The organism is Bradyrhizobium ottawaense (assembly GCF_002278135.3).
In the GTDB taxonomy this organism is placed as follows: domain Bacteria; phylum Pseudomonadota; class Alphaproteobacteria; order Rhizobiales; family Xanthobacteraceae; genus Bradyrhizobium; species Bradyrhizobium ottawaense.
On record NZ_CP029425.2, the window covers coordinates 5,100,375 to 5,116,491 of the forward strand.

General features: G+C 63.6%; 21 protein-coding genes. 10 read left to right on the top strand and 11 right to left on the bottom strand.

Going from position 1 to position 16,117, the window contains the following annotated elements:
* Positions 1-1,194 precede the first annotated feature (1,194 nt).
* Positions 1,195-1,398, top strand: coding sequence for a hypothetical protein (locus CIT37_RS24550; RefSeq protein WP_131233226.1), 204 nt, complete (start codon positions 1,195-1,197; stop codon positions 1,396-1,398).
* Positions 1,399-1,557: 159 nt separating this feature from the next.
* Here the strand turns inward: CIT37_RS24550 and CIT37_RS24555 are convergent, their stop codons facing one another.
* The 6 genes from CIT37_RS24555 to CIT37_RS24580 all read right to left on the bottom strand — a co-directional run bounded on the left by CIT37_RS24555 (position 1,558) and on the right by CIT37_RS24580 (position 4,845).
* A complete protein-coding gene (locus CIT37_RS24555; RefSeq protein WP_028145286.1) occupies positions 1,558-1,821 on the bottom strand; it encodes a hypothetical protein in 264 nt (87 codons plus the stop codon).
* A 202-nt stretch (positions 1,822-2,023) separates the two neighbouring features.
* Positions 2,024-2,605: a TIGR00645 family protein gene (locus tag CIT37_RS24560; RefSeq protein WP_028145287.1), complete on the bottom strand. Its 582-nt coding sequence runs from the start codon at positions 2,603-2,605 to the stop codon at positions 2,024-2,026.
* Positions 2,606-2,638: 33 nt separating this feature from the next.
* Entirely contained in the window at positions 2,639-3,274 is a 636-nt protein-coding gene (locus CIT37_RS24565; RefSeq protein ID WP_028145288.1) for a TerC family protein, read from the bottom strand.
* Entirely contained in the window at positions 3,271-3,630 is a 360-nt protein-coding gene (locus tag CIT37_RS24570; RefSeq protein WP_038946281.1) for a hypothetical protein, read from the bottom strand. Before CIT37_RS24570 ends, CIT37_RS24565 begins: the two co-directional genes overlap by 4 nt.
* Before the next feature lie 2 nt (positions 3,631-3,632).
* Positions 3,633-4,106 (bottom strand): TerB family tellurite resistance protein, encoded by a 474-nt coding sequence (locus CIT37_RS24575; protein WP_095425861.1) that lies wholly within the window; start codon positions 4,104-4,106, stop codon positions 3,633-3,635.
* A 358-nt stretch (positions 4,107-4,464) separates the two neighbouring features.
* On the bottom strand, positions 4,465-4,845 hold the full coding sequence (locus tag CIT37_RS24580) for a nuclear transport factor 2 family protein (RefSeq protein ID WP_038946279.1): 381 nt from the start codon (positions 4,843-4,845) through the stop codon (positions 4,465-4,467).
* Between the two features lie 139 nt (positions 4,846-4,984).
* Between CIT37_RS24580 and CIT37_RS24585 the strand changes: the two genes are divergently transcribed.
* From CIT37_RS24585 to CIT37_RS24595, 3 genes are all read left to right on the top strand, one after another.
* The gene (locus tag CIT37_RS24585; RefSeq protein WP_028145291.1) at positions 4,985-5,812 is read left to right on the top strand and encodes a class II glutamine amidotransferase; all 828 of its coding nucleotides are present in this window, start codon (positions 4,985-4,987) and stop codon (positions 5,810-5,812) included.
* 17 nt (positions 5,813-5,829) lie between these two features.
* The gene (locus CIT37_RS24590; RefSeq protein WP_038946278.1) at positions 5,830-7,059 is read left to right on the top strand and encodes a carboxylate-amine ligase; all 1,230 of its coding nucleotides are present in this window, start codon (positions 5,830-5,832) and stop codon (positions 7,057-7,059) included.
* 63 nt (positions 7,060-7,122) lie between these two features.
* A complete protein-coding gene (locus tag CIT37_RS24595) occupies positions 7,123-7,308 on the top strand; it encodes a hypothetical protein (RefSeq protein ID WP_028145293.1) in 186 nt (61 codons plus the stop codon).
* Positions 7,309-7,321: 13 nt separating this feature from the next.
* Here the strand turns inward: CIT37_RS24595 and CIT37_RS24600 are convergent, their stop codons facing one another.
* Positions 7,322-7,630: a hypothetical protein gene (locus CIT37_RS24600; RefSeq protein ID WP_240536297.1), complete on the bottom strand. Its 309-nt coding sequence runs from the start codon at positions 7,628-7,630 to the stop codon at positions 7,322-7,324.
* A gap of 374 nt (positions 7,631-8,004) precedes the next feature.
* Between CIT37_RS24600 and CIT37_RS24605 the strand changes: the two genes are divergently transcribed.
* Positions 8,005-9,150 carry a hypothetical protein gene (locus CIT37_RS24605; RefSeq protein ID WP_095425952.1) on the top strand — a complete coding sequence of 382 codons (1,146 nt, stop codon included), beginning with the start codon at positions 8,005-8,007 and terminating at the stop codon, positions 9,148-9,150.
* A 250-nt stretch (positions 9,151-9,400) separates the two neighbouring features.
* On the opposite strand, the gene CIT37_RS24610 is transcribed toward CIT37_RS24605, so the two are convergent.
* Positions 9,401-9,844 carry a hypothetical protein gene (locus tag CIT37_RS24610; protein WP_244611270.1) on the bottom strand — a complete coding sequence of 148 codons (444 nt, stop codon included), beginning with the start codon at positions 9,842-9,844 and terminating at the stop codon, positions 9,401-9,403.
* A 366-nt stretch (positions 9,845-10,210) separates the two neighbouring features.
* Here CIT37_RS24610 and CIT37_RS24615 point away from each other — a divergent pair, with 366 nt between their 5' ends.
* Both CIT37_RS24615 and CIT37_RS24620 read left to right on the top strand, forming a co-directional pair.
* The gene (locus tag CIT37_RS24615; protein ID WP_240536299.1) at positions 10,211-10,540 is read left to right on the top strand and encodes a hypothetical protein; all 330 of its coding nucleotides are present in this window, start codon (positions 10,211-10,213) and stop codon (positions 10,538-10,540) included.
* Positions 10,541-10,576: 36 nt separating this feature from the next.
* Positions 10,577-10,726 (top strand): hypothetical protein, encoded by a 150-nt coding sequence (locus CIT37_RS24620; protein WP_154694136.1) that lies wholly within the window; start codon positions 10,577-10,579, stop codon positions 10,724-10,726.
* A gap of 20 nt (positions 10,727-10,746) precedes the next feature.
* On the opposite strand, the gene gor is transcribed toward CIT37_RS24620, so the two are convergent.
* The 3 genes from gor to rpiA are packed head-to-tail and all read right to left on the bottom strand — an operon-like array spanning position 10,747 to position 13,452.
* On the bottom strand, positions 10,747-12,135 hold the full coding sequence (gor, locus tag CIT37_RS24625; protein ID WP_095425860.1) for a glutathione-disulfide reductase: 1,389 nt from the start codon (positions 12,133-12,135) through the stop codon (positions 10,747-10,749).
* 46 nt (positions 12,136-12,181) lie between these two features.
* Positions 12,182-12,724 (bottom strand): DUF2059 domain-containing protein, encoded by a 543-nt coding sequence (locus CIT37_RS24630; RefSeq protein ID WP_028145297.1) that lies wholly within the window; start codon positions 12,722-12,724, stop codon positions 12,182-12,184.
* A gap of 2 nt (positions 12,725-12,726) precedes the next feature.
* Positions 12,727-13,452, bottom strand: a complete 726-nt coding sequence (rpiA, locus tag CIT37_RS24635) for a ribose-5-phosphate isomerase RpiA (protein WP_038946268.1) — start codon at positions 13,450-13,452, stop codon at positions 12,727-12,729.
* A gap of 169 nt (positions 13,453-13,621) precedes the next feature.
* On the opposite strand from rpiA, the gene CIT37_RS24640 reads away from it, so the two are divergent.
* From CIT37_RS24640 to moaA, 3 genes are all read left to right on the top strand, one after another.
* On the top strand, positions 13,622-14,293 hold the full coding sequence (locus CIT37_RS24640; RefSeq protein ID WP_095425859.1) for an HAD family hydrolase: 672 nt from the start codon (positions 13,622-13,624) through the stop codon (positions 14,291-14,293).
* A gap of 156 nt (positions 14,294-14,449) precedes the next feature.
* Complete coding sequence (locus CIT37_RS24645; RefSeq protein WP_095425858.1) at positions 14,450-14,944, top strand: hypothetical protein; 495 nt, start codon at positions 14,450-14,452, stop codon at positions 14,942-14,944.
* 108 nt (positions 14,945-15,052) lie between these two features.
* Positions 15,053-16,072, top strand: coding sequence for a GTP 3',8-cyclase MoaA (moaA, locus tag CIT37_RS24650; RefSeq protein ID WP_018319985.1), 1,020 nt, complete (start codon positions 15,053-15,055; stop codon positions 16,070-16,072).
* Positions 16,073-16,117 lie beyond the last annotated feature (45 nt).

Sequence of the window (16,117 nt, forward strand, 5' to 3'; positions counted from 1 at the left end):
TGCCTTCGCGGAGACAGTCTCGATTGCTTGTGCAAGGGCTTCTTGCAATGAGGGCGCGTGTGGCGATCTGCGTCTCTCTCGTGTCCCGGACGCGCTGCAGCGTCCTTACGCTGCTGCGCAGAGCCGGGACCCAGCAGGCCACGGCACTCGTTGATGCATGGGCCCCGGCTCTGCAGCGCATCGTCGAAGGGACGCTGCGCCGCGTCCGGGGCACGAGACCTTCGTTCAATGACACACATGATTGATCATCCTCGCGGCGCATTTCGCCCGAGCTTTGCTTGATCGCTTCACCCTCACTTGAAAGAGGGCGCAGGGAAGACCGGGCGCCGGCTGGCACCCGCGGTCCACTGTGCGAATTCTGCGTAACAAGAAGCTGCACAGCGGCATACAGGTGAAGCCGTACATCCGGCCTTCCCTGCGCAGTGGGTTTACGGCTTATGTCGTGCTCTCCCCGGGGAGCGTTGCACTATTGCCCCCGTCGCCTTGTAGATGACTGATGCGCGTGCCCGGTCGGGCCGCCACATCACCGCAAGACTTGGCGCACAGACCCCGGGCGCCAGGACGACACGATTTTGCCGTACGCCGATCACACCGGTCGTGTGCGCCAGGTGTTTCGCTCACGGTTGCCCGCCCTGCGGAATCCTTGGCGCCGATGTGACCCACGTCCACCGCCGCCCGGCCCGCGTTCGTGACGATCGCGATACGCCCCTCTTCGTTGGGCCGGGATGCCGCAACACATACGCGATATCCGAATTTCGGTAAAGTGGAATATTTTCGGCGATAAGGGTTGCCCCACCTCTGGCATGTTTTGCCCGTCGGGCAACACAAGGTGTTGTAGATATCGTGCCCGGCCGCGGCTCGGGCGTTTCCGTGGCAGCGCTGAACCCGACGCACAGCCGCGCCTTCACCGACGAGGAAGCCGCCAAGCTGAAGGCCCCGGGACCACCGGCGTGCGCCTTGAACGAGGGCGTGGACTCATAATGTTGGGTCGCTATCGTAAAGCGGAAGTCGACCACCTTGACCGTGATCTGCGGCTTGTAACCCCTTGCCGACCTTCTCTACCTGCTTTGCGGTGGTCCGTAGTTTGAGATAGGCTTCGGTCTCAGATGCAACCTTTGGACGAAATCGTTAGTGCGAATGGCACTGAGTAGACATACACTTAAGGGGCTGTTCCTCATATCCTGTCTGATAGGCATGGGGATGATCACCTTCCTTAGGGGGCGCGATCTCTTCCAGCAATTCGGCTTCTCTATCGGCCTCGGTGCGGTTCTGATCATTGCGGGGTCCTCTGTGATCTTCGTCGCTATTGCGATCCGGCAAACCTTAGCGGTTTCGGGAAAACGTCCGCAGGCGATCAATAGACAATCAGATGAGGCTGACTTGGACATGCCTCAATGAGCTTTCCTCGCATCGCTGTTTTCATCGCGACAATTTCTCGGCTGGGGCAGCGGCGCTTCCGCTCCTGACCCATCAGCGACCTCGGAAGCCATCCGCTCCTCGGCCGATGCCGGCGGTAAACCGGACGTCAGGCGGATAGCCGATCAATGAGCAGCGGCCCTACCGGATGATCGTCGTCAGCGACGAGTAACGCCTGTTCGGCTTGGCCTCGCCCGCCGAGAACTGGGCGAACGCGTCGCTGACGCGCGCCGCCGGCGTGGTGCCGTCTGCGAAGCGGAATTCCTTCGGCCGCGGCGCGTAGAAGCTGGCGCGGTAATAGGCGTCGTCGAAGCGCACCTCGCCGACCCCGAACAATGCGTCGCAGGCGAACAGGAGCGCGTAAACTCCCGCGAGCGCAGCGACGACCTCCTTGAGAACTGACATGCTGATGCCCCACCCTTTTGCGGGAAGGATGCACGCCGGTTCCAAAGCCCTGGTTTAAGACCGTGCGGTTCTTGTCGGCAGGGTTTGCCACGGCTGAGCGGATTGCAGACAATTTTATCGATCTCAAAAAAAGAGCCCGCCGATCGGACGATCAGGCGGGCTCAGGATTGGCCGCTCGGGAGGTTTCGGACGGCCAGGTTCATCAGCCGTGGCCGGCCTCCTTGCGATGGCCGCTCTCGCTGAGGCGGTCGACCCAGGCGATGCCGATCGCCGAGATGATGAAGGTCAGATGGATCAGCACCTGCCACATCACGCCGGTCTCGGTGAAATTGCTGCGCGTGGTGCCGAGATTGCCGGCCTCGATGAAGGTCCTGAGCAGCGAGATCGAGGAGATGCCGATGATCGCCATCGCGAGCTTGATCTTGAGCACGCTGGCATTGACATGGCTCAGCCATTCCGGCTCGTCGGGATGACCGGTCAGATTCAGGCGGGAAACGAAGGTCTCGTAGCCACCGACGATCACCATGATCAGAAGGTTCGAGATCATGACGACGTCGATCAGCCCGAGCACGACCAGCATGATCTGCTGCTCGCTGGCGTCGAACGAGTGCGCGACCAGATGCCAGAGCTCCTTCAGGAACAGCAGCACATAGACGGCCTGCGCGACGATCAGGCCGACATAGAGCGGCACCTGCAGCCAACGCGAGCCAAAGATGAGCTGCGCAAACAGGCCTAGGCGCGGCGGCTCGGCCTGCGCCGAAGGTGCTTGGGGTTCGGACGTCATGAATTACTCCGGATTGCGGAAAGAGTTGTCGCCTCAGAGACTCGCTATGACCGGCGCGAGCTCGAGCGAGCCCCGATAGATCATCTCGAAGGCGACGTAAATGATGATGGCGAGGCCGATATAGGCGACCCAGCGATGCTTCTGGAGCACCCGGCCAAGCAGATCGGCGGCGACGCCCATCATCGCGACCGACAGCAACAGCCCGAAGACGAGAATGTAGGGATGCTCGCGCGCGGCGCCCGCGACCGCGAGCACGTTGTCCAGCGACATCGAGACGTCGGCGGCGACGATCTGCACCGCGGCCTGACCGAAGGTCTTTCGCTGCACGGCCGCACCATCCGCGCCGCCGCCATGGCCGAACGCCAGCTGCCGCGCATGCGCCTGCTCGCGCAGCTCGCGCCACATCTTCCAGCAAACCCAGAGCAGCAGCACGCCGCCGGCAAGCAACAGGCCGATGACCTGCAGCAACTGGGTCGCGACGCCGGCGAAGACGATGCGCAATGCCGTGGCGGCGGCGATACCGACGATGATGGCGCGGCGGCGCTGCTCGGCCGGCAGTCCCGCTGCGGCGAGGCCGATGACGACGGCATTGTCGCCGGCGAGAACGAGGTCGATCAGGACGACTTGAAGGAGGGCCGTAAGCGCTTCGGGTGTGATGAATTCAGTCATGTTTGATCATTTTTTGGGGCAGACGGATCGAGCCAATGCGGCTTGCGGCGCTCGATCCAGTCGAAGACCTTCGAACGCGACGAGCGCAGCGCAGGCACGTCCTCGGCGAGCAGCGCGAGGCCGAGCGGCAGCATCCAGATGCCGAGCACCGGCAGGATGGAGAGCACACCGCCGACGACCAGCAGCGTGCCCGAGGGGATTCGCACCCAGCGGCTGGACGGCTTGAGCAGATAGGCGAAGGTGTCGCCCATGCGTGGCGGCAAACGGTGGACGAGCTTGTCCAGACGCGGGTCTCCGCCGGCCATCTGACCGGCGCCCTCGGTTTTCGCCGTGCGCTCGTCCGAAACTGTGCTCATAGTTACTCCTTCAAGGCAGCCTGCCGTTCGGCACCCGCAGCACTCGGCACGACCGGTTTCGCGCGCGGCAGCACCAGCGTCAGCAAGCGCAACAATTTGATTGCCTGCACTTCATGGGGATGGACGTCCTCATCCGCCGCAGCCACGCGCTCCGACAGCTCCATCAGATGGGACGAGAGCGGCAGGTTCGAAACCGGCCGCAGCGTGTCAATCACGACATTGGCAAAATCCGGCTCCTCGAGCCGTTCGGCCAGTTCATCGAACATCGCATAGAGCCGTTCTTCCGAGATGTGCGGCGCCAGCTTGCGATCCCTGATGAAACGGATCACCTCCTCGCGCTCGACCGCCGAAACGCGCCGGTCGGCAACCGCGACCAGCGCGCCCACGATTACCAACGCGGCCGCGGCCTGCTCGTTCAGGCGGGACGGTTCCGTGATCTCGATCTCGATGGGATTTGAGGATTTGGCGTCAGACATCGTTGCTCCCTTAACTTGCGAAATGACCGCACGGAGCTGCGATGGGGACGAATGGTCGGAGAGAACGTACAGAGGCCCGACGATCGGCCGATCCATCGCATTCGCGCGGGACAGGTCATCCGACATCACGAGGTTTGCCGACGTCGTCGGCGTCCTCGCCAGAGGGGCCCGGATTCTTGTTCGTGTCAGAGATAAAGGTGGGCCTGTCGGAATCAAGGCGGGACGGCTGCGACCAGCCGCCGCATCGGTTCCGTGGTGGGGCATCGTGTTCCGGACGCGCTGCGCACCGCTAAGTCGGCGCTGCGCTGCGTCCGAGGCAAGAGGCCACCATTTCGTCGCGCACCTGCATCAACGCGTCTCACCCCACCGGCTCGACCAGATGCGCACGGGATGGCGCGGGATCGAAGCGGTCGCCGAAATATTGCGTCTCGCGCGTCACCAGTCCGTCGTGGAATTCCATGATGCTCACGACATGAGACGGCACCCCGTCATAGCTCAGCACGAATTCACTGACCCAGAGATCGCCGCCGCCAACGATCCGCCGAACCGTGAAGCGCTTCTGGTTCGGCTGCACGAACCTGCTCTCCTGAATGTTCCTGCGACCGCGGATGCGCTCGCCCGACTGCGGATAGTCGAGCACTGCGTCCTCGCGATAGATATCGTGCTCGACCTCGAAATCATTGGCATCCGAGGCGTCCCAATGACGCTGAAGCGCGGCCAATACGGCTTGATCGTTCATCGCGGTCTCCAATTTCGAATTGCCGCATCGTAACACTGAAGCCGCCTCTGGTCGTGATCGCTGCTTGGCGCCGGGAACCACGAGGCCGGCACGTCGGTTAGTGCAGCTCATGACCCATCCGCCGCCTCACAGGAACCCCATGTGCCGCTGGATCGCATACCGAGGCGAGACCACCTCGTTTGAGCCCTATGTCACCGAGCCCGAACATTCGCTGGTCGCGCAAAGCATCCGCTCGCTGCAATCCACGGCGGGCTCGAATGGCGACGGCTTTGGTCTCGGCTGGTACGGCGAGCATCCGGAGCCCGGCCTTTATCGCGAGACCCGCCCTGCCTGGTCCGACGAAAACCTGCGCTACCTCTGCCGGCATCTGCGCTCGCATTTGTTCTTTGCCCATGTGCGCGCCGCCACCGGCACGGCAGTGACGCGGCAGAATTGCCATCCCTTTGCCTGCGGCCACTGGATGTTCATGCACAACGGATTCGTCGGGAGCTGGAATCGGCTGCGGCGGAAGGTCGAGGCGCTGATCCCCGATGCCTATTATCCGTCGCGGCTGGGCACGACCGACTCGGAAGCCGTGTTCCTGGCGATGATGGGCGCCGGCCTCGACGGCGATCCGCTTCGAGCGACGCGGCGCGTGCTGCAAGCCCTCGTCGGCCTCGTCAATGAAGGCCAGCTGCGCGAACGGCTGCGCTTCACCAGTGCGATCGCCAACGGCCGGGATCTCTATGCGTTTCGAGTTGCGGTCAACGACGCCGCAAATACGCTCTATTACCGCGAGGACGGCGGCCAGGTCATCGTCGTGTCCGAACCCTTCGACAAGGAATCGGACTGGACCGAAGTGCCGCCAAATCACGCGCTGATCGCGCGCGCGTCCGAAAACGTGAAGATTGTTCCGTTCGACGCGACAATTTGCAGTAGCGCTGACAGGGAACCCGCCCCTACCAGAAGGATTAGTGCCCGCAGGTGATCTTTGCCGGGTGGGATATGACATTTGCTTCAGACGTTTTGAAACTGCTTCGCCTGGATTCCTCGGGCGACAAGCAGAATCTCGTGATTCGCTCCGCTGGCGGCGGCGACAAGGCGGCTGAATATTCCTTCGGAATCGAGGAGGAATACTTCCTGGCCGATCGGCGCACGTTCGACGTTGCGATCGAAACGCCCAACGAGCTCTTCGAGTCGGCGAACTGGTCGACCGGCGGCCAGGCCATGCGGGAGATGCTGCAATCCCAGCTCGAGGTCGCCACCAACGTCCACGTCGACGTCAACGACGCCCGCGAAGAGCTTCGCTTCCTGCGGCGCGAAGTCGCGAACGTCGCCGCGCAATATGGTTTCGTGATCATGGCCTGCGGCACGCACCCGACCGCGGTCTGGCGCATGTCGCAGCCGAGCCCGAAACCGCGCTATGAGGAGATGATCGAGGATCTGCGCAGCATCGGCCATCGCAACATGATGTGCGGCATGCATGTGCACGTCCAGTTGCCCGATCCTGAGAAGCGCATGGCGGTGATGCGGGCGATGCTGCCGCATCTGCCGCTGTTCATCGCGCTGTCCGCGTCCTCCCCGTTCTGGAATTCGCACAAGACCGGACTGAAGGGCTACCGGCTTGCCGCCTATTCCGAGCTGCCGCGCACCGGCCTGCCCGAACTGTTCGAGAGCAGGCAGGATTACGACGATTATGTCGGCGCGTTGCAGCGCTCCGGCGTGATTCCCGACGAGAGCCACATCTGGTGGGCGATGCGCCCGTCAATGCGGCATCCGACCCTCGAGCTTCGGGCGCCCGACACCTGCACCTTCGTCGACGACGCCGTCGCCATCGCCTCGCTCTATCGCTGCCTGACGCGCCACCTCTATCTGCGACCGGATCTGTCCAAAGGGGTCACCGCGGTCGAACGCGCAATTGCGGTGGAGAACAAATGGCGCGCCCAGCGCTACGGCACCGATTGCATCTTCGGCTCCAGAGACGGACCGGTCACGATCTCCGAGATGCTCTCCCGAATCATCGACGACACCGCCGGGGACGCCGACGCCCTGGGCTGCATCGCCGAGATCGAGCATTGCCGCACCATTGTGGACCGCGGCAGCTCGGCCGAATTCCAGCTTCGCGCCTATCGCGAAAGCGGCGACGACATCGCAGCCGTGTCACGATGGATCGCGACATCGACGACTTCAGGGACGAGCGCGCCCATCGGGCGCAGCGCTCCAGCCCCGTCATAGCGCCCGCGCAAGCTTCGCGGACGAGAACGTCATTTCTGAATTTGCTACGCCGTGGGGGAATGCATGACTGACATCGCCTGGTGCGCCGGTTGCGGCCACAGCCTGGTCCCGATCCTGTCCGAGAACGGCCGCGCGCGGCCAAGCTGTTTGTGGTGCGAGGGCGTCGACGCACGGACCATGGAGATGGCAAAGTGGGCTGACAGCCCGGCCGGCAAGCCGGATCGGGCCGCGCCTCACGCCTTTGATTGAGCTGGCCTCTGCGTCAAACCCGCGCCACCACGCGCGGACGGAACACGGAATCCACGGTCGGGGAAAGAGCCGCGACCGGCTTTCGCGTCGGCCGGCGCCGCGGGATGAAGAAATTGTTCACGAGGATCGGCTCGTCATCGCCGAGCGCGATCCGCTCCTTCACGAGCAGGCTCATGACCGAGCGCATCTTGATGACTTCCTGCGCCACGAAGCTGCAATCCTCGTCGCGGTTGATCTGCTCATGCATGATCGCTTCCGCTTCGCGCATGCTCACGCGGAGCGCTCTGATGGTTCTGCGGATTTCGTTGATGCGGTTGTCCATGGCGGCCTCCATCTCGGTCGCAGTATAAGAACAAAACATGAACAATCTGTCAATCACTGCCCTGCCCGGTCGCGACGTTTTCGCTGAATCCCGAAGGCGCCATCGGACCGATCCGGCTCCGCCGCCGCTGCACGAGCACTCGCGCCTGCCGACAAATTAGACAGCCCTCTCGCTATGCCGAAAGCGCGCGTCCCTGGTACGCGTCCGACCATCAGAACAAGCCGTCGATCTAACCCTCCGTGCAACCACCGGATTTTTCCCGAACGGGCACGCCGGCATCGCGGCGCCAGGCCGGCTTGCTCCTTCGCAAACCAACTGGCCCAAAATTCGCAATGACGGTGCAAGCGAAGCAACGGCGCAGAGCGGAGAACGTCATGAACGTGCATGCTGCGGGCGATCTCAAGACGACCGGCCTCACCCATCCGAATGGCGCGCCGCTCCGCCTCAACACCCAGGACTTCGTCGCAATCGATCGCGACCGGAATGCGAAGTTCGAGGCGACGTATCGTCCGCAAGCGCTCTACAATCGCGCCAATGAAGGCTTTCACGCCAACAACGAGACGTTCCTGCTGCACGAAGTCGCGACCAATCTGCCGATCTACCGTCCCGACACCGGTCCCACCGACTTCCATCTGCATCTGCCGCCCGGCGGCTTTCAGCTCGTGCTGGTCACCTCGGGCGCTTTCACCTTCGACTATGACGGGCGCTTCTACAATGTCGGCCCCGGCGCGGCGATGCTGCAAAGCGCGATCGTGCATCGCCAGTTGTTCTACACCTGGTCGGGCCTGACGACCGAAGAGAATTTGAAGACGCCGCAGACGGTGGTACCGGATCCGGTCTCGATGGGCTATTCGGGCAAATTCCTCGAAGCCTTCATCACCGATCCCACCACCTTTCCGAATCCCACCATCGTCGGTCCCGATCAGATCAACGAAGCCGAAACGCCGCGCGTGGCCTGGAGCCATCCGCTGCACGATCGCCCGGCCAATGCCGGCTTCTGGCTTCAGGATCCGCTGGCGCTGGATGCGTTGTTCAAGCCGCTTTGCGACGGCTCGATCAAGTCAGCGCTGCCGGTTTACGTGCGCGATATCGGCATCGAGGCGCCGAGCGGCCAGCTCGTCACCGGCCACATTATCGCAACCGACCCGCGCGGCGGGTCGCTTCTGCCGAAGAGTACATTGGCATCCGCGGACGCCGCCTCGTTCGCCAAGGGCGAGGTCGTGATCTATCGCGTCATTCGCGGCACGGCCGAATTCAGGACCAAGGCGGGCGAGACCTTCGAGCTCGCGGCCGGCGACGTCGTGACCGCAGGCAAGAGCTCGATCAGCCTCATTGCGGTCGGCGAGAACACGCAGGTGCTCCGGCTCGGCCTTCTCAGGGGTATCGACGACCTTCGCGGCTGGACGCCGACGCAGCGCGACGAGATCGACGGTCTCGCCGGCCAGATCATCACACGGAAGGACATGCGTCCCCTGCGGACCGAAGGCAAGCCGGTCGGATATCTGTACGACCGAGCGTAGAAGGTCGTCCCGTTGGCTATTCCGGGACCCGGCGCCCCGGAAAGCAGACAGGCATTGATATCGACAGCCATCTTGTTGCGGTGCGCTTTGTTCAGGAGCGCGTCGCGCTCTGCACCGGGTTCAAGGCGCGCGGCCTGTTCGCGCAATCTCAGTGCATCGGCCGCCAGACGCTCGGCAAGTGAACCCGCCTGATGGATGCGGCTGCGATTCTCTGTCATGACAAATGTCCTTGGTGCCTTGGGAGAGTCGATCAAGCCTGCGCCTTTTTAGGGCGCAGGACCGGCGGGACCGCGCCGTCGAGCCAATCCTCAGTTTCCGCGAGAGCGAGCCAGGCATCGCCCATTCGCCTGTACCGCTTGCGCGCCGCGTCGCTGGGAGCGGTGCCTTCCAGGGTCAGACAGCGTCCGGCATTCTCCCGAAGATGCCCGGACCGACTGACCTGGATCTCCGTGCCGCTCGCGGGATCGGCAGAAGTCTGCCAGGAGTTTCGGCACACAGAACACCGCCATTGATAGACGAACTTGCCTATGGGCAAGTAGGTCGAGTGCACCGGGGCCGCAGCGAGCCGCCCGCACACGGCGCAGCCGACCGTCGCTTGCGACGCGGTCATTTCGCCGTCGTCCTGAACCACCTTCGCGCTCCAGCGGCGTTCAAACTTGCGACAAAGATGCAGGGGATATTGCAAAACGTTCAATGCGCGCCTCCTGTTTCGGCGGGAGCGCTGTAACGTCTCTCGGCCACTAGCGCCTGTCGTGTGTTGTGCTAGCGATACATTCAATGTGGGGTCTCAATCGCCATTCACCAGAGCGCGGCGCCGAAAATACGTTCCCGGCATCCGGCCCGTGGCCATACCCCGACCACACTTCACGTGCCGATGAACGATGCTCCGGCGGGGCTTCCGTTTGAGTGACAGTCTTCCTGCCGTACCAATCCGTGGGACTTAGGAACATATCGCGGCCTCTCCTGTTGCGTCTGCCCATGGATGCATGCGTCCCCGAGATCAGGCCATGGGCGTACGCTCCCTTTCTTCCCTTCCAATATCTTCATCGAAAGTTTTCAGATGCGCATACTGAAGAAACGTTCGCCATCTTTGGCGGCCACGAGCCTTCGCGTTCTTGCAGAAAATCCGGTCGCGTCCGCGATTGCCGCGCCTGTCGCCTTGATGGCCACGGCTGCGGTCGTCAATCGAAAGCTCGCCGACAAGGCTCAACGCGAGAACCCGCCGCAGGGGCGCTTCATCGACATCGACGAACAGTCCGGTCGCCTCCATGAGGAAATCAGGCACAGCAAGATGCGACGCGTCGCGAGAGCGGGTCATATGATCCAACAGTCGGATACGGCCGATTTGATGGCCGCAATCGACGAAGCCGCGGCCGAAACGCTGCATTGATCTGAGAATGTATGAAGCTGTCGGAAAGGAACGACCATGGCCCCGAAAATCAAAGAGCGGACCTGCCCGGCGTGCAGCGGAACGGGCTTTCCTCTGTCCATCAAGGCGGCTTCGCCGGGCCGCAAAGTCTACCCGGTCAAATGCGAGGCCTGCGAAGGCAAGGGAAAGATCACCGAAACCGAGTGAAGTGACTTCGTGAGTAAGGCCTACTCCGCGGCCTGGCGCACGTGGCGCGCGGTCGGGGTGCGCATGGTGACGAGCTCTTCGGCCGCCGTCGGATGCAGCGCGATCGTCGCGTCGAAATCGGCCTTGGTCGCCTTCATCTTCACCGCGATCGCGACGGCTTGCGTGATCTCGGCGGCCGCATCGCCGACGATGTGGCAGCCGAGCACGCGATCGGTCGAGCCGTCGACCACGAGCTTCATCAGCACGCGGGTGTCGCGGCCGGACATCGTCGCCTTGATCGGGCGGAACGAGGTCTTGTAGATGTCGACGTGACTGAACTGCGCGCGCGCTTCAGTCTCGGTGAGACCGACGGTGCCGACCTCCGGCTGCGAGAACACCGCGGTCGGGATGTTGGCGTGGTCGACCTTCACCTCGCGCTTGCCGAACACGGTGTCGGCGAAGGCGTGGCCCTCGCGGATCGCGACCGGCGTCAGGTTGAAGCGATGGGTGACGTCGCCGATCGCGTAGATGCTGTCGACCGAGCTCCTGGAGAAATGATCGACCGCGATGCCGCCATTGTTCGGGTTGATGGCGACGCCGGCATTCTCGAGGCCGAGATTGGCCACCGCCGGATGGCGGCCGATCGCGAACATCACCTGCTCCGAGGCGATGCTCGATCCGTTCGACAAATGCGTGGTGAACTCCTCGCCGTGGCGATCGACCTTGCTCACCGTGCAGCCGGTGAGAATGGTGATGCCCTGCTTCTCCATCTCGGCACGAACGTGGGTGCGAACATCCTCGTCAAACCCGCGAAGGATGTTGTCGCCGCGATAGATCACGGTGACGTCGGAGCCGAATCCGGCGAAGATGCCGGCGAATTCCAGCGCGATGTAGCCGCCGCCCTGGATCACGATCCGCTTCGGCAGCTTCTTCAGGTGGAACGCTTCGTTGGAGGAGATCACGTGCTCGATGCCGGGAATCGACGCGCCGTGGTTGGGCGCGCCGCCGGTGGCGATCAGGATGTATCTTGCGGTGATCTTGCGGTCGTTTTCGAGCAGGCGGACGGTGTGCTTGTCCTCGATCACCGCCCGGCTCTTGACGATCTGCGCGCCCGACTTCTCGACATTGGCGGTGTAGGCCGCCTCCAGCCGCGCGATCTCCTTGTCCTTGTTGGCGATCAGCGTCGGCCAGTCGAAGCTGGCGGGCGGAACGGTCCAGCCGAAACCTGCGGCGTCCTCGAGCTCTTGGCGAAAATGCGAGCCGATCACGAACAGCTTCTTCGGCACGCAGCCGCGGATCACGCAGGTCCCGCCCATGCGGTACTCCTCCGCGATCGTCACGCGGGCGCCGTAACCGGCCGCGATGCGGGCGGCACGCACGCCGCCCGAGCCGCCACCGATGACGAAGAGGTCGACGTCGAATTCAGCCATTGTCCACTCCGACCCCTGTCAGGAAGTCCTGATCAGATAGTGTCTGTCAGATCTCCTTGCCACGCTTGCGCATCTCGGCGCGGAAGGCTCCCATCACGGTCTCGGAGAAGTTCTGGGCCCAGGAGTTCATGAAGGCCATGGACAGGCCGATGGCGCGCGGCTCGGCGTCGATCAGCTTCTTGCCCAGCGGCGACTTGTAGAAGGTGACGAGATCCTTCAGCTCCTGCTCGGTGAACTCGCTGGCATAGATCTGCGCCATGCCGTCGCCAATCTCGTTCTGGCGGCCGTTGAGCTGCTGGGCGACGACGCCGGCAACCTCGTTGAGATCCTTCTGGTAGTTGAGATTCTGCTGGATCAGCGCGATCTTGGTCTTCTCGACCAGGCCCGGCACCGCGCCTTGATACATCGCGGTGGCATTCTTGATCTGCAGAATTTCCCTGGCCGCCGCGACCGCCGCCGGCGTGGCCTTCGGCTGGGCGGGTGCGGCGCCAGCCTTCGGCGCCGCCTGCTGCGCGGCGGCCGGGACGACCGAGAGGGCCAGTCCCACAGCGAGGGTCGCAGCCGGCAAAATCTTCAAAACGCTCTTCATTCCTAGTCTCCTTTCGGCTTACGCCGTTCAATCACGCGAATTCCCTCGCCGCCCGCCAGAACAGCCGAGCTGGCCAAGCCGATGAACAACCCATGCTCGACCACGCCGGGGATCGCGCTCAACGCGCTGGCGAGGCCGGCAGGATCCCCGATCTGTCCGAGCTGGGCATCGACGATCCAGTGGCCGCCGTCGGTGACGAAAACGTGGCCATCCTTGTCCCCGCCCTTGGCCTTGCGGACCGCCATTTGCCCGGAAACGCCGCACTCGGCAAATGCCTTCTCGATCGCACGGCGTGTTGCGCCAAGGCCGAACGGAATGACCTCGATCGGCAGCGGAAATTTGCCGAGCGTCGGCACCCATTTGGTGTCATCTGCAATCACGATCATGCGATCCGAGGCCGCTGCCACGATCTTCTCGCGCAGCAGCGCGCCGCCGCCGCCCTTGATCAGGTTGAGCGCGGGATCGATTTCGTCGGCGCCGTCGATGGTGATGTCGAGATGGTCGATCTCGTCGAGCGTGGTCAGCGGCACGCCGCACCGCGTCGCATCGAGGCGAGTCGCCTCGGAGGTCGGCACGCCGATCACCTTGAGCCCGGCGGCGACGCGCTCGCCGAGCAGCTCGACGAAATGCTTGGCGGTCGAGCCGGTGCCGAGCCCGAGCTGCATGCCGTCCCGCACCTCCTCGAGCGCGCGCGCCGCGGCCTGTCGCTTCAACTGGTCCATATTCACGTTTGCGCCTGCCTCTGAAGTCTCGAACGTGCCGCCGATCCCGGCCGCTTTCGGCGGCCTATGTAGCCTCGTTTTCCGCCGGAGAACAGTGTCTGGGGAACCAGGCTATAAGCTGATCTTATGGCGCCGCCCCTTGCACTGACCTTGCCGGGCCGGTAGCGCTTGGACCATGACCTCCCCTCACACCATCGTCTTCGATCTCGACGGCACGCTTGTGGATACGGCGCCCGACCTGATCACCGCGCTGAATCACGTGCTCGACCGCGAAGGGCTGCCGCCCGTGCCGATGGCCTCGGCCCGCAACATGATCGGCGCCGGCGCCCGCAAGCTGATCGAGCGGGGGCTGGAGGCCGAGGGCCGCACGGTCACCCCCGCCGACATGGACCGGATGACCGCGGATTTCATCGCCTATTACGCCGATCATATCGCGGTCGAATCCCGCCCCTTCGAGGGGCTCGAGGCCGCGCTTGACCATTTTTCAGCGCAGGGCCATCGCCTCGCCGTCTGCACCAACAAGCTGGAATGGCTGTCGAAGCGGTTGCTGGACCAGCTCGACCTCAGTCGCCGCTTCGCGGCGATCTGCGGCGCGGACACCTTTGGCGTCCAGAAGCCCGACCCGACCATCTTTCGTGAAACGGTGGCGCGCGCCGGCGGAGCGGTCAAAGCCAGCATCATGGTCGGCGATGCCGGAACCGATGTCGGGGTGGCCCGCCGGGCCGGAGTGCCGGTGATCGGGGTCAGTTTTGGCTACACCGTGCCGATCGCCGACCTGAAGCCGGACCGGCTGATCCATCACATGCGTGACCTGCCAGCCGCCGCCAGCAGCCTGATGACGGCATAGCTCTACCAAGCTATTGATATAGCGTCGTTATTCCGCGAAACACCCCTTAACCATTCATTATTTATGCGCAGCCCGCCGGTTGCCCTGCCCCAGACGACGCTCCTAAAGTCCGCGCGGGGTTATGTGGCGGTTCGTCGCAGTTGAAGTGGATGGGTCATGCGTCGTGTCATCGCGGTTGCGTTAGCCGGAGCGAGTCTATTGGGAGCGGCAAGTCTTGGGGGCTGCTCCTCGATGTCCTGGGACATGTTCAAATCGGCCCCGCCGACCGTCCAGGTCCGAATCGAATCCAACCCGCCAGGTGCCGACGCCACCACCTCGCTCGGGCCGGGCTGCAAGACACCCTGCTCCGTCTCGGTTCCCGCACCCGAGGCCCCGTTTACGGTCGCTTTCGCGCTGCCCAAGTACCAGCCGGCGAGCGTCCCGGTGAACGTGATCAAGAATCCCGGGGATTTCACCACCCCGGCCTCGGTGGTCACCGACCCGAATCCGGTGGTTGCGGAACTCCAGCCGGCCACCCCGCCGAAACCGATCCGCAAGCCGCACCGGCCCAGGAAGCCCAAACCGGCCGCCGCGGCGCCTGCTGCGGCACCGGCTGAGGCCGCAACGGCCACGGGCTCACCGTTCCCCGATCCGAACGCCGGCAGGCGCTGATCTACGTATACCACCCGATTGTCCTCGTCGCGTCCGATGCTTAGATTGGGTGCCGAGCACCGCCGAAGCCAAGGTGCGCCCGTCGCCGTCAGTGACAAGGCCTCTCGCATGAACGGATCCGCCGCGCTGTCCACCCCGATGACCGATCCGTTCGGGCGGACCATCAGCTATTTGCGCGTTTCGGTCACCGACCGCTGCGACCTCCGCTGCTTCTACTGCATGTCGGAAGACATGACGTTCCTGCCCAAGGCGAACCTGTTGACGCTGGAGGAGCTCGACCGGCTCTGCTCGGCCTTCATCGCCAAGGGCGTCAAGAAGCTGCGGCTCACCGGTGGCGAGCCGCTGGTCCGGCGCAACGTGATGACGCTGGTCCGTTCGCTGTCGCGGCATCTGTCGAGCGGCGCCCTGAACGAGCTGACGCTGACCACCAACGGCACCCAGCTTGCGAAACACGCAAGCGAGCTCGCCGATTGTGGCGTGCGCCGCATCAACGTCTCGCTCGATACGCTCGATCCCAAGAAGTTTCGCGAGATCACCCGCTGGGGCGAGATCGACAAGGTGCTGGAAGGCATCGAGGCCGCGCGCGCCGCAGGACTTGCCGTGAAGATCAACGCGGTGGCACTGAAGAACCTCAACGAGGACGAGCTTCCCGACCTGATGCGCTGGGCCCACGGCAAGGGCATGGGCCTGACGCTGATCGAGGTCATGCCGATGGGCGAGATCGGCTCGGGCCGCATCGACCAGTATCTGCCGCTCTCGCTGGTGCGCGCGCGCCTCGCCCAGCAATTCACGCTGACGGATTTGGCGGAGAGCACCGGAGGTCCGGCCCGCTATGTCAGCGTCACCGAGACCGGCGGCAAGCTCGGCTTCATCACGCCGATGACGCATAATTTCTGTGAATCCTGCAACCGGGTTCGCATTACCTGTACGGGAACGCTGCACACCTGCCTCGGCCACGAGGATGCCTCCGATTTGCGCAAACCTCTGCGTGCATCCGATGACGACATGCTGCTTGCGGATGCGATCGACCGCGCCATCGGCTTGAAACCCAAGGGCCACGATTTCATCATCGACCGCCGCCACGACCGTCCCAGCGTCTCCAGGCACATGAGCGTCACCGGCGGCTGACACCATCGGCTGCGGCCTTATTCCCCTTAACTCTCAACAAACTTC

Bases quoted from the DNA above. Each gene is read 5' to 3' on its own strand.
- CIT37_RS24550 (WP_131233226.1), top strand. From the start codon at position 1,195: ATGGGGATGATCACCTTCCTTAGGGGGCGCGATCTCTTCCAGCAATTC.
- CIT37_RS24555 (WP_028145286.1), bottom strand. From the start codon at position 1,821: ATGTCAGTTCTCAAGGAGGTCGTCGCTGCGCTCGCGGGAGTTTACGCG.
- CIT37_RS24560 (WP_028145287.1), bottom strand. From the start codon at position 2,605: ATGACGTCCGAACCCCAAGCACCTTCGGCGCAGGCCGAGCCGCCGCGC.
- CIT37_RS24565 (WP_028145288.1), bottom strand. From the start codon at position 3,274: ATGACTGAATTCATCACACCCGAAGCGCTTACGGCCCTCCTTCAAGTC.
- CIT37_RS24570 (WP_038946281.1), bottom strand. From the start codon at position 3,630: ATGAGCACAGTTTCGGACGAGCGCACGGCGAAAACCGAGGGCGCCGGT.
- CIT37_RS24575 (WP_095425861.1), bottom strand. From the start codon at position 4,106: ATGTCTGACGCCAAATCCTCAAATCCCATCGAGATCGAGATCACGGAA.
- CIT37_RS24580 (WP_038946279.1), bottom strand. From the start codon at position 4,845: ATGAACGATCAAGCCGTATTGGCCGCGCTTCAGCGTCATTGGGACGCC.
- CIT37_RS24585 (WP_028145291.1), top strand. From the start codon at position 4,985: ATGTGCCGCTGGATCGCATACCGAGGCGAGACCACCTCGTTTGAGCCC.
- CIT37_RS24590 (WP_038946278.1), top strand. From the start codon at position 5,830: ATGACATTTGCTTCAGACGTTTTGAAACTGCTTCGCCTGGATTCCTCG.
- CIT37_RS24595 (WP_028145293.1), top strand. From the start codon at position 7,123: ATGACTGACATCGCCTGGTGCGCCGGTTGCGGCCACAGCCTGGTCCCG.
- CIT37_RS24600 (WP_240536297.1), bottom strand. From the start codon at position 7,630: ATGGACAACCGCATCAACGAAATCCGCAGAACCATCAGAGCGCTCCGC.
- CIT37_RS24605 (WP_095425952.1), top strand. From the start codon at position 8,005: ATGAACGTGCATGCTGCGGGCGATCTCAAGACGACCGGCCTCACCCAT.
- CIT37_RS24615 (WP_240536299.1), top strand. From the start codon at position 10,211: ATGCGCATACTGAAGAAACGTTCGCCATCTTTGGCGGCCACGAGCCTT.
- CIT37_RS24620 (WP_154694136.1), top strand. From the start codon at position 10,577: ATGGCCCCGAAAATCAAAGAGCGGACCTGCCCGGCGTGCAGCGGAACG.
- gor (WP_095425860.1), bottom strand. From the start codon at position 12,135: ATGGCTGAATTCGACGTCGACCTCTTCGTCATCGGTGGCGGCTCGGGC.
- CIT37_RS24630 (WP_028145297.1), bottom strand. From the start codon at position 12,724: ATGAAGAGCGTTTTGAAGATTTTGCCGGCTGCGACCCTCGCTGTGGGA.
- CIT37_RS24640 (WP_095425859.1), top strand. From the start codon at position 13,622: ATGACCTCCCCTCACACCATCGTCTTCGATCTCGACGGCACGCTTGTG.
- CIT37_RS24645 (WP_095425858.1), top strand. From the start codon at position 14,450: ATGCGTCGTGTCATCGCGGTTGCGTTAGCCGGAGCGAGTCTATTGGGA.
- moaA (WP_018319985.1), top strand. From the start codon at position 15,053: ATGAACGGATCCGCCGCGCTGTCCACCCCGATGACCGATCCGTTCGGG.